This is a genomic window from Bradyrhizobium sp. CCBAU 11357 (assembly GCF_028128865.1).
Lineage (GTDB): Bacteria > Pseudomonadota > Alphaproteobacteria > Rhizobiales > Xanthobacteraceae > Bradyrhizobium.
In genome coordinates this window covers 165,769-182,085 of sequence record NZ_LBJW01000101.1, presented here as the reverse complement: position 1 = coordinate 182,085, position 16,317 = coordinate 165,769, and the positions used below count along the sequence as shown (strand labels likewise).

The following is a 16,317-nucleotide window of genomic DNA, read 5'->3' as shown; positions in this document are numbered from 1 at the left end:
GATGGTATGTCCCGTTAACGAAATGCCTATTTTAGAGCATCCCGAGGGATTTCGATGAGTGGTTACCAGCAGAAGAGCGTTCTCGAAATGTCAGATGGCGAGGGCGTTCCCGTTCAAGATCTCTCAAGGTATGCAAATCCCGAGGGGCTCCGCGGCCGGTCGGCCCTGTTTGTGCAAGTGTGGTGGATCGTTGAGGCGCTTCTGGTCCGGCCCACCCCGCAGATCTTCTTTGCCTGGCGAAGACTTGTTCTGCGGCTTTTTGGCGCCAAGATCGGCCCGGGCGTACTGATCCGACCATCGGTGCGCATAGTCTATCCCTGGAAAGTGTCGATTGGAGCGAATTCTTGGATCGGAGACGACGTGCATCTCTACAGTCTAGGCGAAATCGAGATCGGCCATGACGTCGTCGTCTCTCAAGGGACTTATGTGTGCACCGGATCGCACGATCACCGGGCCCCAGACTTTCCAATCTTCGTCCGTCCCATCGTCATTGAGCCCGAAGCCTGGGTCGCGGCGCAATGCTTCATCGCTCCAGGGGTCAGAATCGGTCGTGGCGCCGTGGTCCAGGCCCGCGCCGTCGTGATGCGGGACGTTTCCGCCGGAACAATCGTGGGTGGTCACCCCGCCGCTGTGATTGGCTCGCGGCTTCCGAACCGACCCACATAGATCGCAGGGGTTCGACCTCATTTCGAATGCCGCGCTATCCGAGCAAGTATCTGATTACCAGAGATCGCGCCGCCGATTTCGGGCAGAAGGAGGCAGATCCCAACTGTCACTAGGCGCCCAGTCCATGGCAGTAGGATCGCGGCGCCTACAATGCAAATGAGAAGTCCTAGTGCGTAGCCAAACGCGATCAACCCAACTTGGTTGAGAGCGCTTGCCGTAAGCAGGACGCCGTCGAAATAGCTCCCCAGTAGCGCGACGAGCGCAAGTGTAATCATGAGCTCCCACTCCAGCGGGATATGTCCTCCGGTCCACCGCGGGACAATTGTGGGGGCTAGAACTAATTCTGCAACCAGCAACAGTGCAGCGAGTAGAGTCGCGTTGCGGAGCATTCTCCGAACCATTTGACGAACGTTTTTGGTTTCGCCGCTTGCCCACAATCGACCGATTTCGACCTGGGTGGCTTGAGAGGTCATGGTCGCGAGATTCCGTGCCGTCTTGGTATAGGTGGCCAGAACGCTAAAGGTCGCCAGCGCCACCGGGCCGAGGCTGTGTGACACTAACAGGCGCGGCAGATAGACGCCCAGAATGTTGATACAGACGAAGATCAGGAGAAAACCCGCCGCCGACCGCCAGGTGCGGGCCAGAAACTCAAGATCAAAATTCGCCGGCGAAAATGAAAGCCATGTCACGCGGCGAAGCGTCCAGATCAGGTGAAACGTGACATTAAGCGCAGCTCCTGCGAGCATGATTCCGGCGATGGCGAGAGGACCAGCTCCAGCACCAAGCGCGATGGCGATGCAGACGAGCTCGATTGTCTTGGAGATTGCCGCAATTGCATTCGGCACGGCGGCGCCGAGCGCTGCCGAAAGTGTGCCGGCGAGGGGCTCGCTCAGGAACGTGATGAGGGTGGCTCCTGCAAGAACAACGACTAAAAGCGCCGGCGCAGGCATATCATCGAGCCCTATCCCGGCGAGAGCTCGCAGATCGGCAAGGGCAAGGATCAGTCCCAGGCCGAGTAGGCCAACGGCGATACTTGCCACAATCGTGACGAGCGATGTGACGACGACGCGTGATGCCTTATTAAGCTGGTTGCGCGTTGATTGCAGGACGATTTCGGCGGCGGCTGCTTGCCCAATTCCGAGATTCGCCGTTGCTGCAAAGCCGGCCAGAGCCGCGACGGCAAGCCATTCGCCATACGATTGGGCGCCCCAGCTGGACAGAAACAAAGGGACGAGAATGATTTGTTCGGCTACCCGAATGGTTCGTGCGAACAAGTAGGCAGCGAATGCGCTGCGAATCCGTCGCCGAACAGCGGCGAAGTTAAGGGCGACGGTTGTCACTACGGTTGGTCCCCGCAACTTGTTAAGGCGTTAATACAAATTCGCAAACTCGAAGAAACCACCGCGCGAGTCTGATAGGGTGGCCACATTGTCGCTCGTAGCATGTCTCTAACAGATCGCATTAGTGAACGGGAAATCTTACCTCGATGGTTAATTTGGTTCCGCCTCGTCTGCTTTCGCTTACCAAGAACTTGATCGTCCCCGAAGGCCGGAGCCCGCGGCGCGTTAGATCGGGTCTGTACAAGGATATTGTGCTCGATCTCAACCTGCATTCGCAGACCCAGATGATGCTCGGACTTTGGGAGAGGGAGACCTATGCTTTCGTGCAAGCTGCAGGGGCCAATGTCCAATGGTTGCTCGATATTGGAGCAGGTAGCGGAGAAATGACGCTCCACTTCCTGCGCCAGGGCAATTCGATCAAGGCGATCGCAGCCGAGCCGGATCCGGCGGAGGTGGATGCGCTGCGACGCCACCTGCAGCTCAACGGATTTGGGAAGGATGCCTGCGAAATCATTGACAGCCCTGTCGGCAAGGGCGAAGGGATGGTTCCTCTGGCGGACCTGCTTCGCCCCCTGCAAGGGCGGGGCTTCATCAAAATCGATGTCGATGGTGCCGAGATCGAGGTCCTCGAGAGCGCAGCAGATCTTCTCGACCAGGCAGATGTTGCATTCTTGATCGAGACCCACTCGCATCAGTTGGAAGCTGAATGCATGGCGTGGCTGCTGGAGCGCAACTACAGGACATCGATCATCAAAAATGCTTGGTGGCGACGAATTGTGCCGGACGGGCGGGTGATTGCGCATAATCGATGGCTGTCGGCCACCAGAGAGACGATCCGCTAGCATACGTCAAAGTTTACCAGGGCGAGTGCCACAAAGGCAGCCGTTGATTTCGCCGTCGTCCTGCCATGGCTGACGCTGGGCAGGGTTGCCAACAGACTGCGGTGCGCCCCATTTGATTCTACGCTAAATCCGAATTCGTAAGACCAGACACAATGCACACCGAAACAATAGGGAACACGGTGCATCGCGGCTAGTTCGGGTTGCCGGCCCGGCAGCGCGAAGATCAGGGGGGCGATCGCGCTGTTGATCGTCCGCGAGGACCTAGCCCGGATGTTGAGGGTTGACCCTGGGCAGCCGATATGGCCAAGAAGGAGCGGATTTCGCTATTCTTTACGTAAGGAAACGGGGCTCAGTCTGTCCGCCCGACGTGTTTGTTAGGAGCAAGGCTTGGGATGAGAAGTCGGATTGCCTTGATCACAGGCGTCACCGGCCAGGACGGCGCCTACCTTGCCGAATATCTGCTGTCGCTCGGCTACGTCGTGCACGGTATTAAACGGCGTTCGTCCTCGTTCAACACCGCACGGGTCGATCACCTCTATCAGGACCCGCATGTCGGCAACGTGCCGTTCCTGATGCACTACGGCGACATGACCGACTCGACCAATCTGATCCGCCTGGTGCAGCAGATCAGGCCAACCGAGATCTACAACCTCGCTGCACAAAGCCACGTCGGCGTTAGCTTCGAAAGCCCGGAATATACCGCGAATGCCGACGCGATCGGCGTGCTGCGGCTGTTGGAGGCGATCCGCATTCTCGGCATGGAGAAGGAAACACGGTTCTATCAGGCTTCCACCTCCGAACTGTACGGCCTGGTGCAGGAAGTCCCGCAGAGGGAGACGACGCCCTTCTATCCGCGCTCGCCCTATGGTGTCGCAAAGCTCTATGGCTACTGGATCACGGTGAACTACCGTGAGGCCTACGGCATGTTCGCCTCCAATGGCATTCTGTTCAACCATGAGAGCCCGATCCGCGGCGAGACTTTCGTGACCCGCAAGATCACGCGAGGCGTTGCCCGGATCGAGGTCGGACTGGAGGAGATGCTGTATCTCGGCAATCTCGATGCCAAGCGCGACTGGGGCCATGCCAAGGATTACGTTGAGGGCATGCACAAGATCCTGCAGGCTGACAAGCCCGATGATTTCGTGCTCGCCACCGGCGAGACGCGTTCGGTGCGGGAGCTGGTCGAGTTTGCCTTTGCCGAGGTCGGCCGCCAGATCGAATGGCGCGGCAAGGGCGTCGAGGAGACCGGCGTCGATCGGAAAAGTGGCAAGACTATCATCAAGATCGATCCGACCTATTTCCGTCCGACCGAGGTCGATCTGCTGGTCGGCGACGCCGCGAAGGCGCGCAACACGCTCGGTTGGACACCAAAGCGAACGTTCGCGCAGCTCGTTCGGGAGATGGTGGCGAGCGACCTCGCCGAAGCCAAGCGGGACGTCGGCGATGGCAAAAGTTCCCTTTGAGTTAAAGGGTAAAAGCGTTTACGTCGCCGGCCATCGCGGCATGGTCGGCGCTGCGCTCGTGCGCCGGCTTGCACGGGAGGACGTGCGGCTCGTGACGATAACACGAAGCGAAGTCGACCTGCGTGACCAGGCCGCGGTATTTTCCTGGTTTGCGAAAGCGCCGCCTCAGGTGGTGTTCCTCGCCGCCGCCAAGGTCGGCGGCATTGTCGCCAACAACACGCTGCGGGCGGAATTCATCTACGACAATATCGCGATCGCGGCGAACGTGATTCACGCCGCGCATCAAAATGGCGTGCAGAAGCTAATGTTTCTCGGCTCTTCCTGCATCTACCCGAAATTGGCGCCGCAGCCGCTGCGCGAGGACTCGATGCTCACCGGCCCCCTGGAGCCGACCAACGAGCCCTATGCCATCGCCAAGATCGCCGGTATCAAGATGGCAGAGGCCTATCGCACCCAGTATGGGAGCGACTTCATCAGCGTGATGCCGACGAATCTTTACGGCCCTGGTGACAATTATCATCTGGAATACAGCCACGTCGTCGCCGCCCTGATCCGGCGCTTCCACGAGGCCAAGATCGCCGGCGCTAAGAGCGTGGTGGTCTGGGGCACCGGTACGCCACGGCGCGAGTTCCTCCATGTTGACGATATGGCCGATGCCTGCGTGCACCTGATGAAGACTTATACCGGTGCTGAGCTTATCAATATCGGGACCGGTGAGGATATCACCATTGCCGAATTCGCGCGCGTGGTGGCCGAGGTCATCGACTATCGCGGCGAGATCACCTTCGACACCTCTCGTCCGGACGGGACGCCACGCAAGGTGCTTGATGTCAGCCGTCTCGCAAGGCTCGGCTGGCGCGCGACGACGTCACTTCGAGACGGATTGAGGCGTACATACGAGGACTACACAAGAGGTGTATGACCTTAGATGGTGCGGCGACGCACGGCTGGATCTGTTGGCGGTACTTGAAATCGTGTGAACTCTGCCTCGTTCGTTGCCTCGTCAATTCGGTCTTTGAGCCGGTAGAGCGCGCTCATTATCAGAGAGCGGTAGTGGCTTGCTCGCGTGGCCTGTGCGATCGAACTTAACAATCCTTGAGCGCAAGCCGTCGCACTCTGGATCGCGTTGTGATCCTTCAGCGCGGCCGGTGCAGCGGCGCACCGAGGCGCTGATTCCTGATCTCGCGGAGCAGCAGCATGCGTTTGGTCTGAGCGGCATTGAGCAGGCCGTCAAATAAGATCAGGACCTCGCGCGCCTGGACGTAGACTTCGGTGGTGACGGCGTCTTGATCGAAGCCATAGGCGGCAAGGCGCGCCTCGATCTCGGTCGCGGCGATCGGGTCAGTGCGCCAGCTCAGCGCATTTTGCTGCGTGTAGTATTCGGCCTGGTGTTCGAAGTCGGGATCGATTCCCGCCAGGTCGATGCGCCGCAGCGCTGCCTCGATCGCCTTGTGGCGATAGGTCTCGAGCAATTTGTGCCGCAACACGCGGTAGCGCTGGATCTCCCAGGACAGTTCGGCGACATCGATCGCGAGCAGCCACTCGATGGCGGACCGGGGCGCAAGTTCGGCAAAGATGGCCTGCTGCAGCGCGTGGTAATGGTCGAGGCGTTCGCCGGGCAGCAGCAGGGGCGGCGGCGCCAAGGCCGCAAACTCCGCCGGTAGCGCTGTGGCGGTCACTTCGCGTGCGGTTTGGAAGGGGCCGTTCATCGGGATGCGGCCTCCGCGCCCAGGTTGGCGAGGACGGCTGCGGCCGCGCTGTCGGCCCGACCATGGACCGGGCTCGCCGCCCACAGCTCCTGCGCGAGCGGCAGTGGCGCGATCTGCAGGTTGGCCCACCACGCCCGTTCGTTGCCGTGCCGATGCAGCTCCTGATGATGGGCGCGGCATAACGGCACGGTGAACTCATCGCTGACCTTGCGCCCGAGCGCCCGGGCTTGTGCGAATGTCAGATGATGGGCATCGCATGGGGTTTGCCGGCACACCAGGCAGGGTTGCTCCCGGACAAACAGCAGGTGTGCCTTGCTGCGCTTGCGGGGCGGCTCCTTGGGATGCGCGAGCCCAGCCTCGGCGAGCGCGGGCTGCAGCGCGGCGTCGGTGTCCGCAGCAGACGCCGCTGGGCTTGGGGCGCCATCCAGGACGGCGGGTTGCTCGGCCTGAGTCCGGGCAGCGTCCTCAAGCTTGGCCTGATAAGCCGCCTCGACGCGCCGGGCATCCGGCTCCTGCAGGCTGTTCTTGAGCGGCAGGCTCGCCCTGGCCCAGCCGAGCAGATCGGTGCTGGCGGGCAGCGCGTCGAGCTGGCGCAACAGCTGCTCCCGAAGTGCGGCGGACTCGCCCGGCCGCAGCACCGGGGCACGGTTGAGCGCGCCCTTGCCGGGCGCGGCCTTGAGGCTCCGCGCTGCGGGGGGACCGGCGACCGTATCCGGGGCGTCCAGATCCTCCTCGCCGGTAATCCCGACCAGCGCGAACAGGGCGTAGCGTCGGGCGTAGGTCAGGGCCGCGCCCATGCGATGCGGCGCCTCGATGTCCCGTGCGGCGCAGACCGGCCAGTCCGAGGAGATCCACTCGCCGGAGGAATGGGCGAGCAGGGTGGTGAGGTGGATGTGGCCACTGGTTGGCTCGACCCGGGTGGTCTGAACGGTGGCGATCTCCTGCTGGCTGAGGGTTTTGCGCACGATGTCGAGGCCGCTCGCCAGCGAGGCGTAGCGAAAGGTGCGGTCGTCATCGCGCAGGAACGGCGAGCGGATCTGAGCGGTCAGAGTCTTTTCCGGGTTGGTCAGCTCGGCTTGGGCGCGGGCCAGGGCCGCCGCGATCGCGCCGACGTGCTCACTGGCCTGATGCATGGACGCGCTCCATCTCAACCGGATCAAAGCTGACGGCGCCGGCTTTGGAGCGCTTGGCGCGAACGCCGTGGCCAAACGCCTCCTTGGCATCCTCCGGCAGCAGCTTCTTGAGCTCGGTCTTGGCCAGCTCGTGCTCGGCATGGGCGTCGCGGGTGCGCAGATAGATCGCCGCACATTCGGCCCAGACATTGGACGCGCTCATGTCGACGACCTTGACGGCGGCGAGCCGCGGCCGCGGGGTCTCGATGCCAAACAGCAGCGGCGGCTCGCCGCTCTGCACGCAGCGCCAAAACTTCTTCTCCGCAGTCAGCAGCAGGTGCTGATAGAGCGGGTCGGCATGCACGGTGATTTCGAGCCATTTGCCGCCGCCGGTGATGATCGAGAGCACGGCCGCGCGCGCCGCGACCACCCACATGTTGTGCTGCAGCTGCGCCATGTGCTTCTCCGCCGCCGCCTCTTCGGTAAAGCCCCAGGGCAGCATGAACTTGGCCTCGAACACCGCGCCGGTCTGCTCGACGATGCCGTCCAGCGTGGCCGCCATCCAGCCGTGGACGGAATGCCGCACCCGCTTCTGGATGTCGGTGATCACGTGCCCGGTGGCGCCCTGGTACCAGGCGCGGTTGAGCGCTTCGGTGGCGAGGCCGACCTGCACGACCAGGTTGCGCGACAAATCTTGCGGCGCGATCTCGCCGCGCTTTTCCCGCCACAGGCGAAGCAGCGCGTCCTGATCGTCGCCAATGATGATGCGCGCGTCCGAGCCGCCAATGAAGGCGCGGCGGTCGTGGCGGTTCAAATTAATGACGGAGCGGGGCGCCTCGGCGCCGTCGGTTGCAATTGTGGTCACCGGTCTCTCCTTGGCTTGACGCGGCTTGCCGCCGCACCGCCAAAACCCCCGCCGCTGCGAGGGGAAAGACCGGGGCCAAGGGCCCAAGGCCGGTCCGATGATGAACGCTCCTTTTGCGCGGGAATGCCAGTGCTTTCTGCAGCATTTTTGCTAAAAGAGCGGGCCAAAAACCTTGATCTGTCAATGCGTTGGAGCCAGCGTTCGGGCGCCACAACCGGCCCCCGGCCGAGGAGCTTTGACATGACGTCAGTTCGACAAATCGAAGCCAATCGCAGCAACGCCAGGCGCAGCACGGGACCGAAAACGGCGGGTGGCAAGACGAGGTCCAGCCGCAACGCGCTGCGTCATGGGCTGGCGCGGCGCGATCTCAGCGATCCTGCCGAGGCGGCGAATCTTGCCGTTGCGATTGCTTCCGGGCTCGGGCATCAGGTCACACTGGACGCGGCGATGGCGCTTGCACGGTCCAAACTCGCGCTGCTGCGCATCCGCAGCTTGCGGCAGGCAATGTTGGCTGCGCTTCTGACGGGTCCACTGCCGTCAGATTTGAAAGGGCTTCAAGGGCTGGAGCGCTATGACCGGGCTGCTTTGGTGCAGCAGAAGCGGACACTTCGCTTGCTAAGCCGCGAGAGCGAGTAAGAAGGCAGTTGGCTTCGTTCTGAAAATTGGCCGCACCGCCGGATTGCTGCGGCAAACCCTTGTTGGCCGACCTCGAGCTGGAGCATGCGGTGATCAACCAACGGGCAGCAGTTCAGGTCGAGTCTGCCGGCAGCCAAAAGACTTTGGATGCCTATATCCGCCGAATGGACGCCACCGAGCAGTTCGACCGGTTCTTCTTCATTTGTCCTTCGCCGTCGGGGGCGCTGAGCGCCCCCGACGACCGCTCCGACATTCACGTCTGGACCGGTCGCGAGCCGGTTCGACCATCATGCGGCTGGGGCTGCACGATTGGGTGATGGAGAGGCTCGCCTAGCCAACCGCGATCGATCTGAGACGACTCCAGCGCGAGGCTACCCGGACAGCCATGCAACTGGATCTTCTCCGGACTACGGGAAAGAATCGGCAATCCCCCTGGCGCGGGGGAACTCGGCCAGCACGGTGTCCCGTAGTTGAACGAACGCGGCCCTTGCTTCCTCTATCGACATCGCGTCATAATCGCGCTCGATCTTTGCACTTTCGATTTCGCGAATTTGTTCGATCAGTTTCATTGTCATCGTCAAGACTTTCACATTGCCCTTGACCGCGAGATCGACCACTCGCTTGACCAGTACCTCGTCTGTCTGGATACGCAATCGCTGTCCATCTTCTACAATGGGTCGCGTCCGCTTCATCTCGCGCGCAAAAAGCTCGGTCAAAGAGAGACATTTTTTGGGCCTACCACGTGGATTGCCGGACTGGCCGGGTTTAAAGCGCCGCGCTTTCGGAGGTTTTCCGTAGCCAACTGAATAGTTTTCAGATTTGCGCTTGGTCATTGCGCGCACTCCCGTTGCTTGTCTGCGGCGATTTCGTCGAACAGGCGTGCGGTTGGGACATGGACCGCGCTTTGGCCGGTGTGGCGTTGCCACCGCCTTATCGCAACGTCAACGTAACGCGGCTCGAGCTCGGTCGCATAGAGGCGCCGGCCGACCCTTTCGGCAGCCAGCAAGGTCGAGCCGCTGCCCAGGAAGTTGTCCAAAACGATGTCATTGCGTTCCGTGCAGTCGAGGATCGCATCGGCGAGCAACTGAACCGGCTTCACAGTAGGGTGTAAGGCAAGCAGGTTACCTTCTTCGCCGCTCCGTTCGAAGCTATTGCATCCGGGATATTGCCATACGTTGGTTCTGAAGCGGCCATGTCGGCCGAGCTCGACATTGTTGCGATGCGGCGCTTTGCCGTGCTTAAAGACAAAGACCAATTCGTGCTGGCTGCGATAGAGTGAACCCATGCCAGCGTTTGATTTGACCCACGCGCAGATGTTCTTGAGCTCGAGGCCAATTGCCTGGCCGGCGGCAAGAATCTGAGCGGAGTGACGCCAATCCATAAAAATGTAGAGGAGGGCTCCCTGGAAGAGGTGCTCGGTCGAGCGGCGAAGATAGCCGCTCAGGAAAGCGGTAAACTCCTCATCGGACATTTCGCCGGACGCCATCGCAAACTCGCGGTGGCGAATGTGTCCTTTGCCGGAGACGTGCCCTTGAATGGGGACGTTGAATGGCGGATCGGTGATCACGGCGCGGGCGCGCTCGCCGGCCATGAGGGTGGAGAATGAATCGGACTGAAGCGCGCTCTGGCACAGTATCCGATGTTGCCCGGCTTGCCAGAGATCGTTGACAGCCGAAACCGGGGCCGAGACAACCGCAGGAACGACGTCGGCCGGGTCCGGAACCGGCTCGAGCTGCAGAGATTCGAGGCTCTCGATGCGAAAATCGATCTCTCCCTGGGAGAAGCCGGTGACCTCGAGACTAAACCCGAGGTCAAGCTGAGAGAGCTCCTTGAGGGTTTCTGCGACGGCGCGATCGTCCCAGGGCGCTAGCTCGCCGAGCCGCTGCTCCGCAATCCGATAGAGTTCGAGTCGCTCGGGCGTGAGATGCGTGACCCGGATGACCGGGAGGTCGCGCAAGCCAAGCTGCAGCGCGCCAAGGTACCAGATCAAACCGGCCACGATCACGCCCGCGGGATCGATGATAACAGGGGTGATCAAGCCTAAGGCCTCGATGCATTTCGCATATTGTTTCTTGTCGCGATCGGTGTGCTTGCGGAGCAATCGCTTGGGCGGCTTGATTGCTTCGATTGCAACATGCTCGACCGGTCCCACTTGCGTGAAGACCTCGTTGGTAGGGTGCGGTCATGGTTTTCTCCTTCGTGACCTTGCCGGCGCCGCAGCGCCGATGTTGGCTCGGGGGCGAGCCGGTTAGAAGCGTCGATATAGGTTTCAATTGGACGTGGGTGCATCGTCGTTGGCCCTTCGGCGCATTCGGTCTGCGCGCCCTATGCGCGCTTCAGTGGCACGCCGTAGCTTCAACCACCTATGCACCAGTCGCGCCAACTCTGGTTTGAAGCGTCGATATGGGGTTCAATTAAATGTGAGAGGTGCGTGGTCCGTATTTTTTCGGCTGGTTAGCTGCGTCCTCGCTTGCGCGGTCGCGTTTTGGCGAGCTGTTCTGATAAGGCGTGTGCGGAGCGCGTGAGTTCGATCCAGGTGGTGGACCGGCCCGGCTTTTCAATCCCGCGGTGGAATGCTGCGCTATAGTCCTCGAAAATCTCGACGGCCGGGGCGGGGTCTTCCGCTGTCCGTTGATCTGACCAAATCAACAAAAATACCGGCGAGCGCGTCGCCAAAGCTGGACTCCCGGGTTTAGCTTGCAGCGGGATCTGATCCGGATCGAACAAGTTGGCGGGATCAAGCCTCATGATCTTTTTATGCTGGCGTTGCAACGCAGGCCTGATGCGCCGCAACGATTCGACGACAAACTTCTGCGGCCATCTGTGATTGAGCATGTGCAAGCCGATCAGCAAGGCAAAGCTCTCATATTCCGAAAACTGAATCTCGCCGCCCTTGCCCGGAGCATCGCCACTCACAAACGCGTAGTTTGCCAGTTCGGGTTGGTTCGATTGGGGACGCACCTCCAAGGCACGGTCGGTGTCTAACAAGCGCTTCAGGCGCGTCAGCACGTTCGTGTCGTCATTCGCGCCGAGCGTCGCCACAATGGCGTCCTCAACCTGGTTGCGCTTGTACGCTTTCATAGAAGCATGGTATCAGGTTACATGTAGGAGTTCCAGGCATGTTGTCCGCTGGAAGCTATTAGGCCCCAAGACCAACGTGAGGCTCAGGCGCTTAACGCTCAATCCATAGCGCTACGGTGCTCGTTACAATCACTCGCGCCGACGCGGTGAAACGGTTGCCCGCCTGTTTGGTATCTTCTAACGGCCGCTATACTGATGCCGCATCAGGTGATGCGCGAGATCGGCCGCGGGTTTGGTCTATCGGCCCAGGCTCATTCCGAGAGGCAACGCCAAGACCCTGCGATCGAGGCCACGCAGTTGGCTGATGTGAAATGCGCGGCGGCAAGGCTATTCTTGCGGTTGCCTGCCGGCCAATTCGCGAGCAGCCAAATTGAGCTCTAGCTCGTTGAGCTGCTCGAGGAGTTGCTTGACGATCGCCTCATAATCGGAGGGCGCCAATGTATGCACGCCGCGCGATGCGAGTTGGTTCTGAAGGATCGTGGCCATTAGGGCTTTGACGCTCATGCGGTATTGTCCAACAAGATTAGCTGGTCACAAAAATCGATGGCAAAGTAGACGCTGAACATCTTGCATGCGCACTCCGTAAAGTTACGGAGAGTCCAATGCGCTCGGAGGGCGCTACTTCTTCACCGGTATTCCCATTGTTCGCGCCATCCGCCGCACCGAGCCGGCGTGGCGGCCCAGAACGGCAGCGATCTTCGATGCGCCAATTCCCTTTCGGGCCAGTGACCAATCGTCGGACCTCCTGCTCAGTCCGTTGCTGTGGCTTGGTGCTGTCATGGTGGGCGCGACCTGAAGAAGTCGGAGAAGGTTCGCCGGCGGTCCATCGTTCGTCGAGCGAGGAGATATTTAGCTTCGGTCTAAAATGGTCGGTCTGGCCGCGCCGCTGCGAACCGATTTGGGTGGATGGGTCTCACGTCGGCGTTCAGTTCGTGACAGCAAGGACGAAGGCCAACGCCCCACAGAAACGTCTTGTCGGTTCAGGATGAGACGGGCTCGGATCAACCCATGATCACTCAGAGGACTGACAGGTTTGTTGTCGGCGCCCGTTTCAAGATGCGCGAGCGTGGGATCGTTCAGTTTCCAGACTTGGCCCGCAAGACCGGTACGGTTGTCGAAACCAATATGCGCAGCCCCGGCATAGCGGTGCTATTCGACTTGCGGAAGGTAACAGGATGCGCCTGGTACGGAGCCGGTGTCTGGGTCCCGCTTGCCGGCACCGAGCCGAACGGCTCGAGTGTAACGTTTTCGCAGGGCCGGCGGGGTAGGATGTAGCTTTACTCGCCGACAGGCCCGCCTTGGGATTGCCCATGACCTCACATTGCGACGATGAGTTGACAACTATCTCCCGAGAAATTGCAGCCAAGCAACTTAGCATTGAGAACCAAGCCACCTTGATCGAGGTGCTTGAACGTAACGGACACGACATTGTTGAGGAAAGAAGCAGTCTCGCCAAGGAGCGATCGAACTTGGCAAGGCAGATCGCGCGACAACTGCGGCTGCTCCAGACCCGGTGCACATTGGACGAATGAGTTCGTTGTGGGCAGCACAGAATGATCGAGCGTCGAAAGTTTGAGCGCATCGAGGTGGACGAGGTCGCCTTCGTGTTCGGCGACGGCGCAAGTTTGCGTTGCCGCGTGGTCAACATGTCGGATCAAGGCGCAGCCATCGAGCTTCCGTCGAAGCAATACATGAACTCCACATTCAAACTGATGCTTGAAAGAGATCGCAGCATTCGAAGTTGCCGATTGATCTGGTCGAGTGGCAATCTGATCGGCGTCGCGTTCGAGGAACTCTGGTAACCCCGCGTGCGCAGGGATCATCTGTGCTGTCGCTGGATGATTGGCGATGTCCAATAATAATAGACTGGAAATACGTCCGTGGTCGCCCGAGGAAGAGGCGCATTTCCGTGCGCTCATCGAAAGCGGTATGACTGCAACCGAGATCGGCCGGCAGTTAGGCCGCACGATGAGCCAATGCTGGCCTAGTAAACGCACTGTCGGACCCAGTAGCCACCGCTCACCCGTATCCATTGGCATGGGCTCGGCGGGGGCTCTTTGATGATCGGCCAGCCATGAATATCGATGTCAGTTGGCGCGGTGATGCCCCGCCAAAAGACAGCATTCGCCTCGGACGAATGGAAGACCAAACCTCCGGCGAGGCAGACAGCGGCTACACTGCACAGCAGGAAACGGCTCATTTGTCTGATCCCGGTGAGACGTTAAACCTTTGCCGATGCTGCGCGAGCCGCGGGGTTTCATCTTCACCCACGAGGAGAAGTATACCACTCGGGGGGCGCTCCCCAACGTACAACACGGGGAGTTGCCGCTATGTTGCGTTGCGAAGCGCGCGTTTGTGAGATCAGGCGCCTCGCTCCTAATTTCGTGCTTCGAAACGGTTCATTAGCTTTCACGTGGCTTGCTAAGAGCGTGCCGATTGCCGCCGATTGCGGCACACTGGAATGGGAATGCCGGCCCCGGCTGTTTCTCCCAACCTGCGGCTGGGGCCGTTTTGAACTTTCGCTGTATCGTTCAACCCGGTCCACAACTATGTTTAGAGGCATTGCCATCGCGCTATTTGGAATGGGCATCTTTTCGCAGCTTGATCGAGCGTTCTTCTATGGCCGCCATACCGAGGCCGCGCTCAAGCTTGCGCGGGAGATTGGCCGAGGCTTTGGGCTGTAGGTCCGCCGCGCTGCGCTCAACACCGCTCGCGGGGACTACTTCTTCAACAGCAGTCCCGCGTTCGTGCCATGCGCCTCACCGATCCGGCGTGGCGGCCGAGTTCTGCGGCTCACTATGCGTAAACTTCGGACAATCGGCTGCATCATATCGGAGCGGCGCGGCGCGTTGGAGGTCCATCGAACGCGGGTCGAGAACGTCGCTTGTGAGTGGCACGACGTGATGCGCCAAAGGATCGCACGGATGGATGAGGAGGAGCTGAGCTCCCGAATGTTTCGCATCTGCAATATTCCCCCCTTAGTTCTTCTTGCCCAGCGCGTTTCAACGAACTAGCTGCGCAGCTCTCAGAATCGGAAGATCTTCGAAGACGTGTCGAAGAGGCTGCGCGGGGCGCCCTCACCGGCACCTCAACAACTCCGGAATACTCTAAGAATGCTCTCCATTCCTCCGCGGGTGAGGCGCTCGAGGTCGGTGAGGAGATCGAGGGGTGGCAACGCGCGTTTCGGAGTTCCGCACGACAGTTCTATTAGGCTGCTCTCCCTGAGGGAGTACCGAAGAATGAACAACCGGGCGAAACCTACGATCGCAATTTAATTGATTTATTATATTTAATGTTATTTAATCTGTTTGCCGGCCCCCGGGGAGACCCCATGACTGACCAGGACGATGACCGCCGTGAATTTCTGAAGGCCTGCGGAAAACTCGCCGCCGTGACACCTCCAGCGATGACTCTGCTGCTCTCGACCTCCCCGACGTCCAATGCAATTGCCAAGTCCGGCGCCGGAGCGGTTCACCATCATCACCACGGCAACAATGGCTGGGACAATAGCGGTGGCGATGGCAGCCCGAACGGCAACGACGACAGAGGTCGCTGATGCACTCTTCCCCAACCGTGGCCGGAAGTTCTAAGCGACCGGCCTTACATCGATCAGGGTTACAACTTATCGGCTAATCGAGGCTCAGTTCGGCTTGGGTCCAGCAACCTCCAACGGCCCCGGCATTTACGATTCTAAGGGGCCGTTCTCGGCAGCGAGCTTACCAGGGCGAGGTTTGACAAAAATACTTCGATCGGGTGCCTCATGATCAGAATACTGATTGGCGCTTCGATGGTTCTCGGCAGCTTGGTCATCGCCGCCGAAGCGCAAAACTGCAGGCAATATCCGCGAGGACCGTTCCGCTTTCAGTGCAAGGCCGAGAAGCATCCGGAAATCGTCGAGAAAAAGGAAATGTGCCGCGACGAGGCCCGTGCGATCGGCCTCGTCAAAGCTAAGAAAGATCCCGGCTTTAAAGATTACGTGCACGCGTGCATGCACCGTCATTAGAATGCGAGCTCCGCCAACCTGGGAATCGCCTTTCAACACCAGACGTATTAGCGGTGTCCGAGTGCCCATACCAAAAGTCATACCGGCCCACAAGCAAGCACTTTCGACAGCTCTCTGTCGTGCTACATTTGTGTTTCGTAGCCGAGAAGGTGAGGGTCTCGTGGCTCCGAGATTGTGCATGGCGGCCCTGCTGGCAGGGTTGCTGGCGTCACCTTCGCAAGCCGCAGAATTAATAACAGCTGTGGAGGCTAAACAGGCGCCTCCTCGGGGGGCGGTCATCGATGATCAGCGCGGTATTCTGCGTGGCCCGAAAATAGCGCTGAACTCTCCTGCCGACACGACTCCCTCGCCATTAAGGCTTCATCTTACGTTTCAATCTTTTGGGGGGACGAAGATCGATCCTGAATCCATTAGAGTTACCTTGCTTCGATCCCCGAACGTGGATCTGACTCCTCGAATCAAACCGTTCACGCTGGCGACCGGCATTGACATGCCGAACGCAGAGGCGCCTCCCGGCGAATATTTGCTCAGGATCGATCTGAAGGATACCGACGGTCACCCCGGTACCACGATAATCGTGCTGCGGGTCTCACCATAGAC

19 protein-coding genes are annotated in these 16,317 nt (G+C 60.1%); 11 read left to right on the top strand and 8 right to left on the bottom strand.

Translation table 11 applies throughout. The features are described from left to right. Positions 1-54 precede the first annotated feature (54 nt). Entirely contained in the window at positions 55-666 is a 612-nt protein-coding gene (locus tag XI05_RS19685) for a WcaF family extracellular polysaccharide biosynthesis acetyltransferase (RefSeq protein WP_271504825.1), read from the top strand. A 17-nt stretch (positions 667-683) separates the two neighbouring features. Here XI05_RS19685 and XI05_RS19680 read toward each other — a convergent pair whose 3' ends face one another. Next, positions 684-2,006, bottom strand: a complete 1,323-nt coding sequence (locus XI05_RS19680; protein ID WP_271504788.1) for a hypothetical protein — start codon at positions 2,004-2,006, stop codon at positions 684-686. Positions 2,007-2,257: 251 nt separating this feature from the next. Here XI05_RS19680 and XI05_RS19675 point away from each other — a divergent pair, with 251 nt between their 5' ends. The 3 genes from XI05_RS19675 (at position 2,258) to fcl (ending at position 5,233) form a co-directional block, all read left to right on the top strand. Then, complete coding sequence (locus XI05_RS19675) at positions 2,258-2,848, top strand: FkbM family methyltransferase (protein WP_271504786.1); 591 nt, start codon at positions 2,258-2,260, stop codon at positions 2,846-2,848. A 392-nt stretch (positions 2,849-3,240) separates the two neighbouring features. Continuing rightward, positions 3,241-4,311, top strand: a complete 1,071-nt coding sequence (gmd, locus tag XI05_RS19670) for a GDP-mannose 4,6-dehydratase (RefSeq protein ID WP_271504783.1) — start codon at positions 3,241-3,243, stop codon at positions 4,309-4,311. Next, positions 4,292-5,233 carry a GDP-L-fucose synthase gene (gene fcl / locus XI05_RS19665; RefSeq protein ID WP_271504780.1) on the top strand — a complete coding sequence of 314 codons (942 nt, stop codon included), beginning with the start codon at positions 4,292-4,294 and terminating at the stop codon, positions 5,231-5,233. The genes gmd and fcl overlap by 20 nt, the downstream gene beginning before the upstream one ends. A 214-nt stretch (positions 5,234-5,447) precedes the next feature. Here the strand turns inward: fcl and XI05_RS19660 are convergent, their stop codons facing one another. From XI05_RS19660 to XI05_RS19650, 3 genes are read right to left on the bottom strand one after another with little or no spacing between them, the layout of a single operon-like run. After that, positions 5,448-6,020, bottom strand: a complete 573-nt coding sequence (locus XI05_RS19660) for a hypothetical protein (protein WP_271504777.1) — start codon at positions 6,018-6,020, stop codon at positions 5,448-5,450. Then, complete coding sequence (locus tag XI05_RS19655; RefSeq protein WP_271504773.1) at positions 6,017-7,153, bottom strand: ERF family protein; 1,137 nt, start codon at positions 7,151-7,153, stop codon at positions 6,017-6,019. Before XI05_RS19655 ends, XI05_RS19660 begins: the two co-directional genes overlap by 4 nt. Further along, entirely contained in the window at positions 7,137-7,997 is an 861-nt protein-coding gene (locus XI05_RS19650; protein ID WP_271504771.1) for a YqaJ viral recombinase family protein, read from the bottom strand. Before XI05_RS19650 ends, XI05_RS19655 begins: the two co-directional genes overlap by 17 nt. A gap of 240 nt (positions 7,998-8,237) precedes the next feature. Between XI05_RS19650 and XI05_RS19645 the strand changes: the two genes are divergently transcribed. Then, entirely contained in the window at positions 8,238-8,633 is a 396-nt protein-coding gene (locus tag XI05_RS19645) for a hypothetical protein (RefSeq protein WP_271504766.1), read from the top strand. A 62-nt stretch (positions 8,634-8,695) separates the two neighbouring features. Continuing rightward, positions 8,696-8,950, top strand: a complete 255-nt coding sequence (locus XI05_RS19640; protein ID WP_271504764.1) for a hypothetical protein — start codon at positions 8,696-8,698, stop codon at positions 8,948-8,950. Positions 8,951-9,040: 90 nt separating this feature from the next. On the opposite strand, the gene XI05_RS19635 is transcribed toward XI05_RS19640, so the two are convergent. The 4 genes from XI05_RS19635 to XI05_RS19620 form a co-directional block, all read right to left on the bottom strand. Further along, complete coding sequence (locus XI05_RS19635) at positions 9,041-9,466, bottom strand: DUF5681 domain-containing protein (RefSeq protein WP_271504761.1); 426 nt, start codon at positions 9,464-9,466, stop codon at positions 9,041-9,043. Beyond that, positions 9,463-10,785, bottom strand: coding sequence for a DNA modification methylase (locus XI05_RS19630; RefSeq protein ID WP_271504756.1), 1,323 nt, complete (start codon positions 10,783-10,785; stop codon positions 9,463-9,465). Before XI05_RS19630 ends, XI05_RS19635 begins: the two co-directional genes overlap by 4 nt. Before the next feature lie 302 nt (positions 10,786-11,087). Further along, positions 11,088-11,714, bottom strand: a complete 627-nt coding sequence (locus XI05_RS19625) for a hypothetical protein (RefSeq protein ID WP_271504753.1) — start codon at positions 11,712-11,714, stop codon at positions 11,088-11,090. Between the two features lie 327 nt (positions 11,715-12,041). Further along, positions 12,042-12,218, bottom strand: a complete 177-nt coding sequence (locus XI05_RS19620; protein WP_271504752.1) for a hypothetical protein — start codon at positions 12,216-12,218, stop codon at positions 12,042-12,044. A gap of 1,049 nt (positions 12,219-13,267) precedes the next feature. Here XI05_RS19620 and XI05_RS19615 point away from each other — a divergent pair. The 5 genes from XI05_RS19615 to XI05_RS19595 all read left to right on the top strand — a co-directional run bounded on the left by XI05_RS19615 (position 13,268) and on the right by XI05_RS19595 (position 16,315). Continuing rightward, the gene (locus XI05_RS19615; RefSeq protein ID WP_271504750.1) at positions 13,268-13,516 is read left to right on the top strand and encodes a PilZ domain-containing protein; all 249 of its coding nucleotides are present in this window, start codon (positions 13,268-13,270) and stop codon (positions 13,514-13,516) included. A gap of 528 nt (positions 13,517-14,044) precedes the next feature. After that, positions 14,045-14,398, top strand: coding sequence for a hypothetical protein (locus tag XI05_RS19610; protein WP_271504747.1), 354 nt, complete (start codon positions 14,045-14,047; stop codon positions 14,396-14,398). Between the two features lie 647 nt (positions 14,399-15,045). After that, complete coding sequence (locus XI05_RS19605) at positions 15,046-15,270, top strand: hypothetical protein (RefSeq protein ID WP_271504744.1); 225 nt, start codon at positions 15,046-15,048, stop codon at positions 15,268-15,270. A gap of 204 nt (positions 15,271-15,474) precedes the next feature. Next, positions 15,475-15,717 carry a hypothetical protein gene (locus XI05_RS19600; protein ID WP_271504742.1) on the top strand — a complete coding sequence of 81 codons (243 nt, stop codon included), beginning with the start codon at positions 15,475-15,477 and terminating at the stop codon, positions 15,715-15,717. A 178-nt stretch (positions 15,718-15,895) separates the two neighbouring features. After that, complete coding sequence (locus tag XI05_RS19595; RefSeq protein WP_271504740.1) at positions 15,896-16,315, top strand: hypothetical protein; 420 nt, start codon at positions 15,896-15,898, stop codon at positions 16,313-16,315. Positions 16,316-16,317 lie beyond the last annotated feature (2 nt).

What these genes read in the sequence shown, in the direction of transcription:
- XI05_RS19685 (WP_271504825.1), top strand. Translation starts at nt 55, where the DNA reads ATGAGTGGTTACCAGCAGAAGAGCGTTCTCGAAATGTCAGATGGCGAG.
- gmd (WP_271504783.1), top strand. Translation starts at nt 3,241, where the DNA reads ATGAGAAGTCGGATTGCCTTGATCACAGGCGTCACCGGCCAGGACGGC.
- fcl (WP_271504780.1), top strand. Translation starts at nt 4,292, where the DNA reads ATGGCAAAAGTTCCCTTTGAGTTAAAGGGTAAAAGCGTTTACGTCGCC.
- XI05_RS19660 (WP_271504777.1), bottom strand. Translation starts at nt 6,020, where the DNA reads ATGAACGGCCCCTTCCAAACCGCACGCGAAGTGACCGCCACAGCGCTA.
- XI05_RS19655 (WP_271504773.1), bottom strand. Translation starts at nt 7,153, where the DNA reads ATGCATCAGGCCAGTGAGCACGTCGGCGCGATCGCGGCGGCCCTGGCC.
- XI05_RS19645 (WP_271504766.1), top strand. Translation starts at nt 8,238, where the DNA reads ATGACGTCAGTTCGACAAATCGAAGCCAATCGCAGCAACGCCAGGCGC.
- XI05_RS19635 (WP_271504761.1), bottom strand. Translation starts at nt 9,466, where the DNA reads ATGACCAAGCGCAAATCTGAAAACTATTCAGTTGGCTACGGAAAACCT.
- XI05_RS19625 (WP_271504753.1), bottom strand. Translation starts at nt 11,714, where the DNA reads ATGAAAGCGTACAAGCGCAACCAGGTTGAGGACGCCATTGTGGCGACG.
- XI05_RS19620 (WP_271504752.1), bottom strand. Translation starts at nt 12,218, where the DNA reads ATGAGCGTCAAAGCCCTAATGGCCACGATCCTTCAGAACCAACTCGCA.
- XI05_RS19615 (WP_271504750.1), top strand. Translation starts at nt 13,268, where the DNA reads ATGATCGAGCGTCGAAAGTTTGAGCGCATCGAGGTGGACGAGGTCGCC.
- XI05_RS19610 (WP_271504747.1), top strand. Translation starts at nt 14,045, where the DNA reads ATGTTGCGTTGCGAAGCGCGCGTTTGTGAGATCAGGCGCCTCGCTCCT.
- XI05_RS19605 (WP_271504744.1), top strand. Translation starts at nt 15,046, where the DNA reads ATGACTGACCAGGACGATGACCGCCGTGAATTTCTGAAGGCCTGCGGA.
- XI05_RS19600 (WP_271504742.1), top strand. Translation starts at nt 15,475, where the DNA reads ATGATCAGAATACTGATTGGCGCTTCGATGGTTCTCGGCAGCTTGGTC.
- XI05_RS19595 (WP_271504740.1), top strand. Translation starts at nt 15,896, where the DNA reads ATGGCGGCCCTGCTGGCAGGGTTGCTGGCGTCACCTTCGCAAGCCGCA.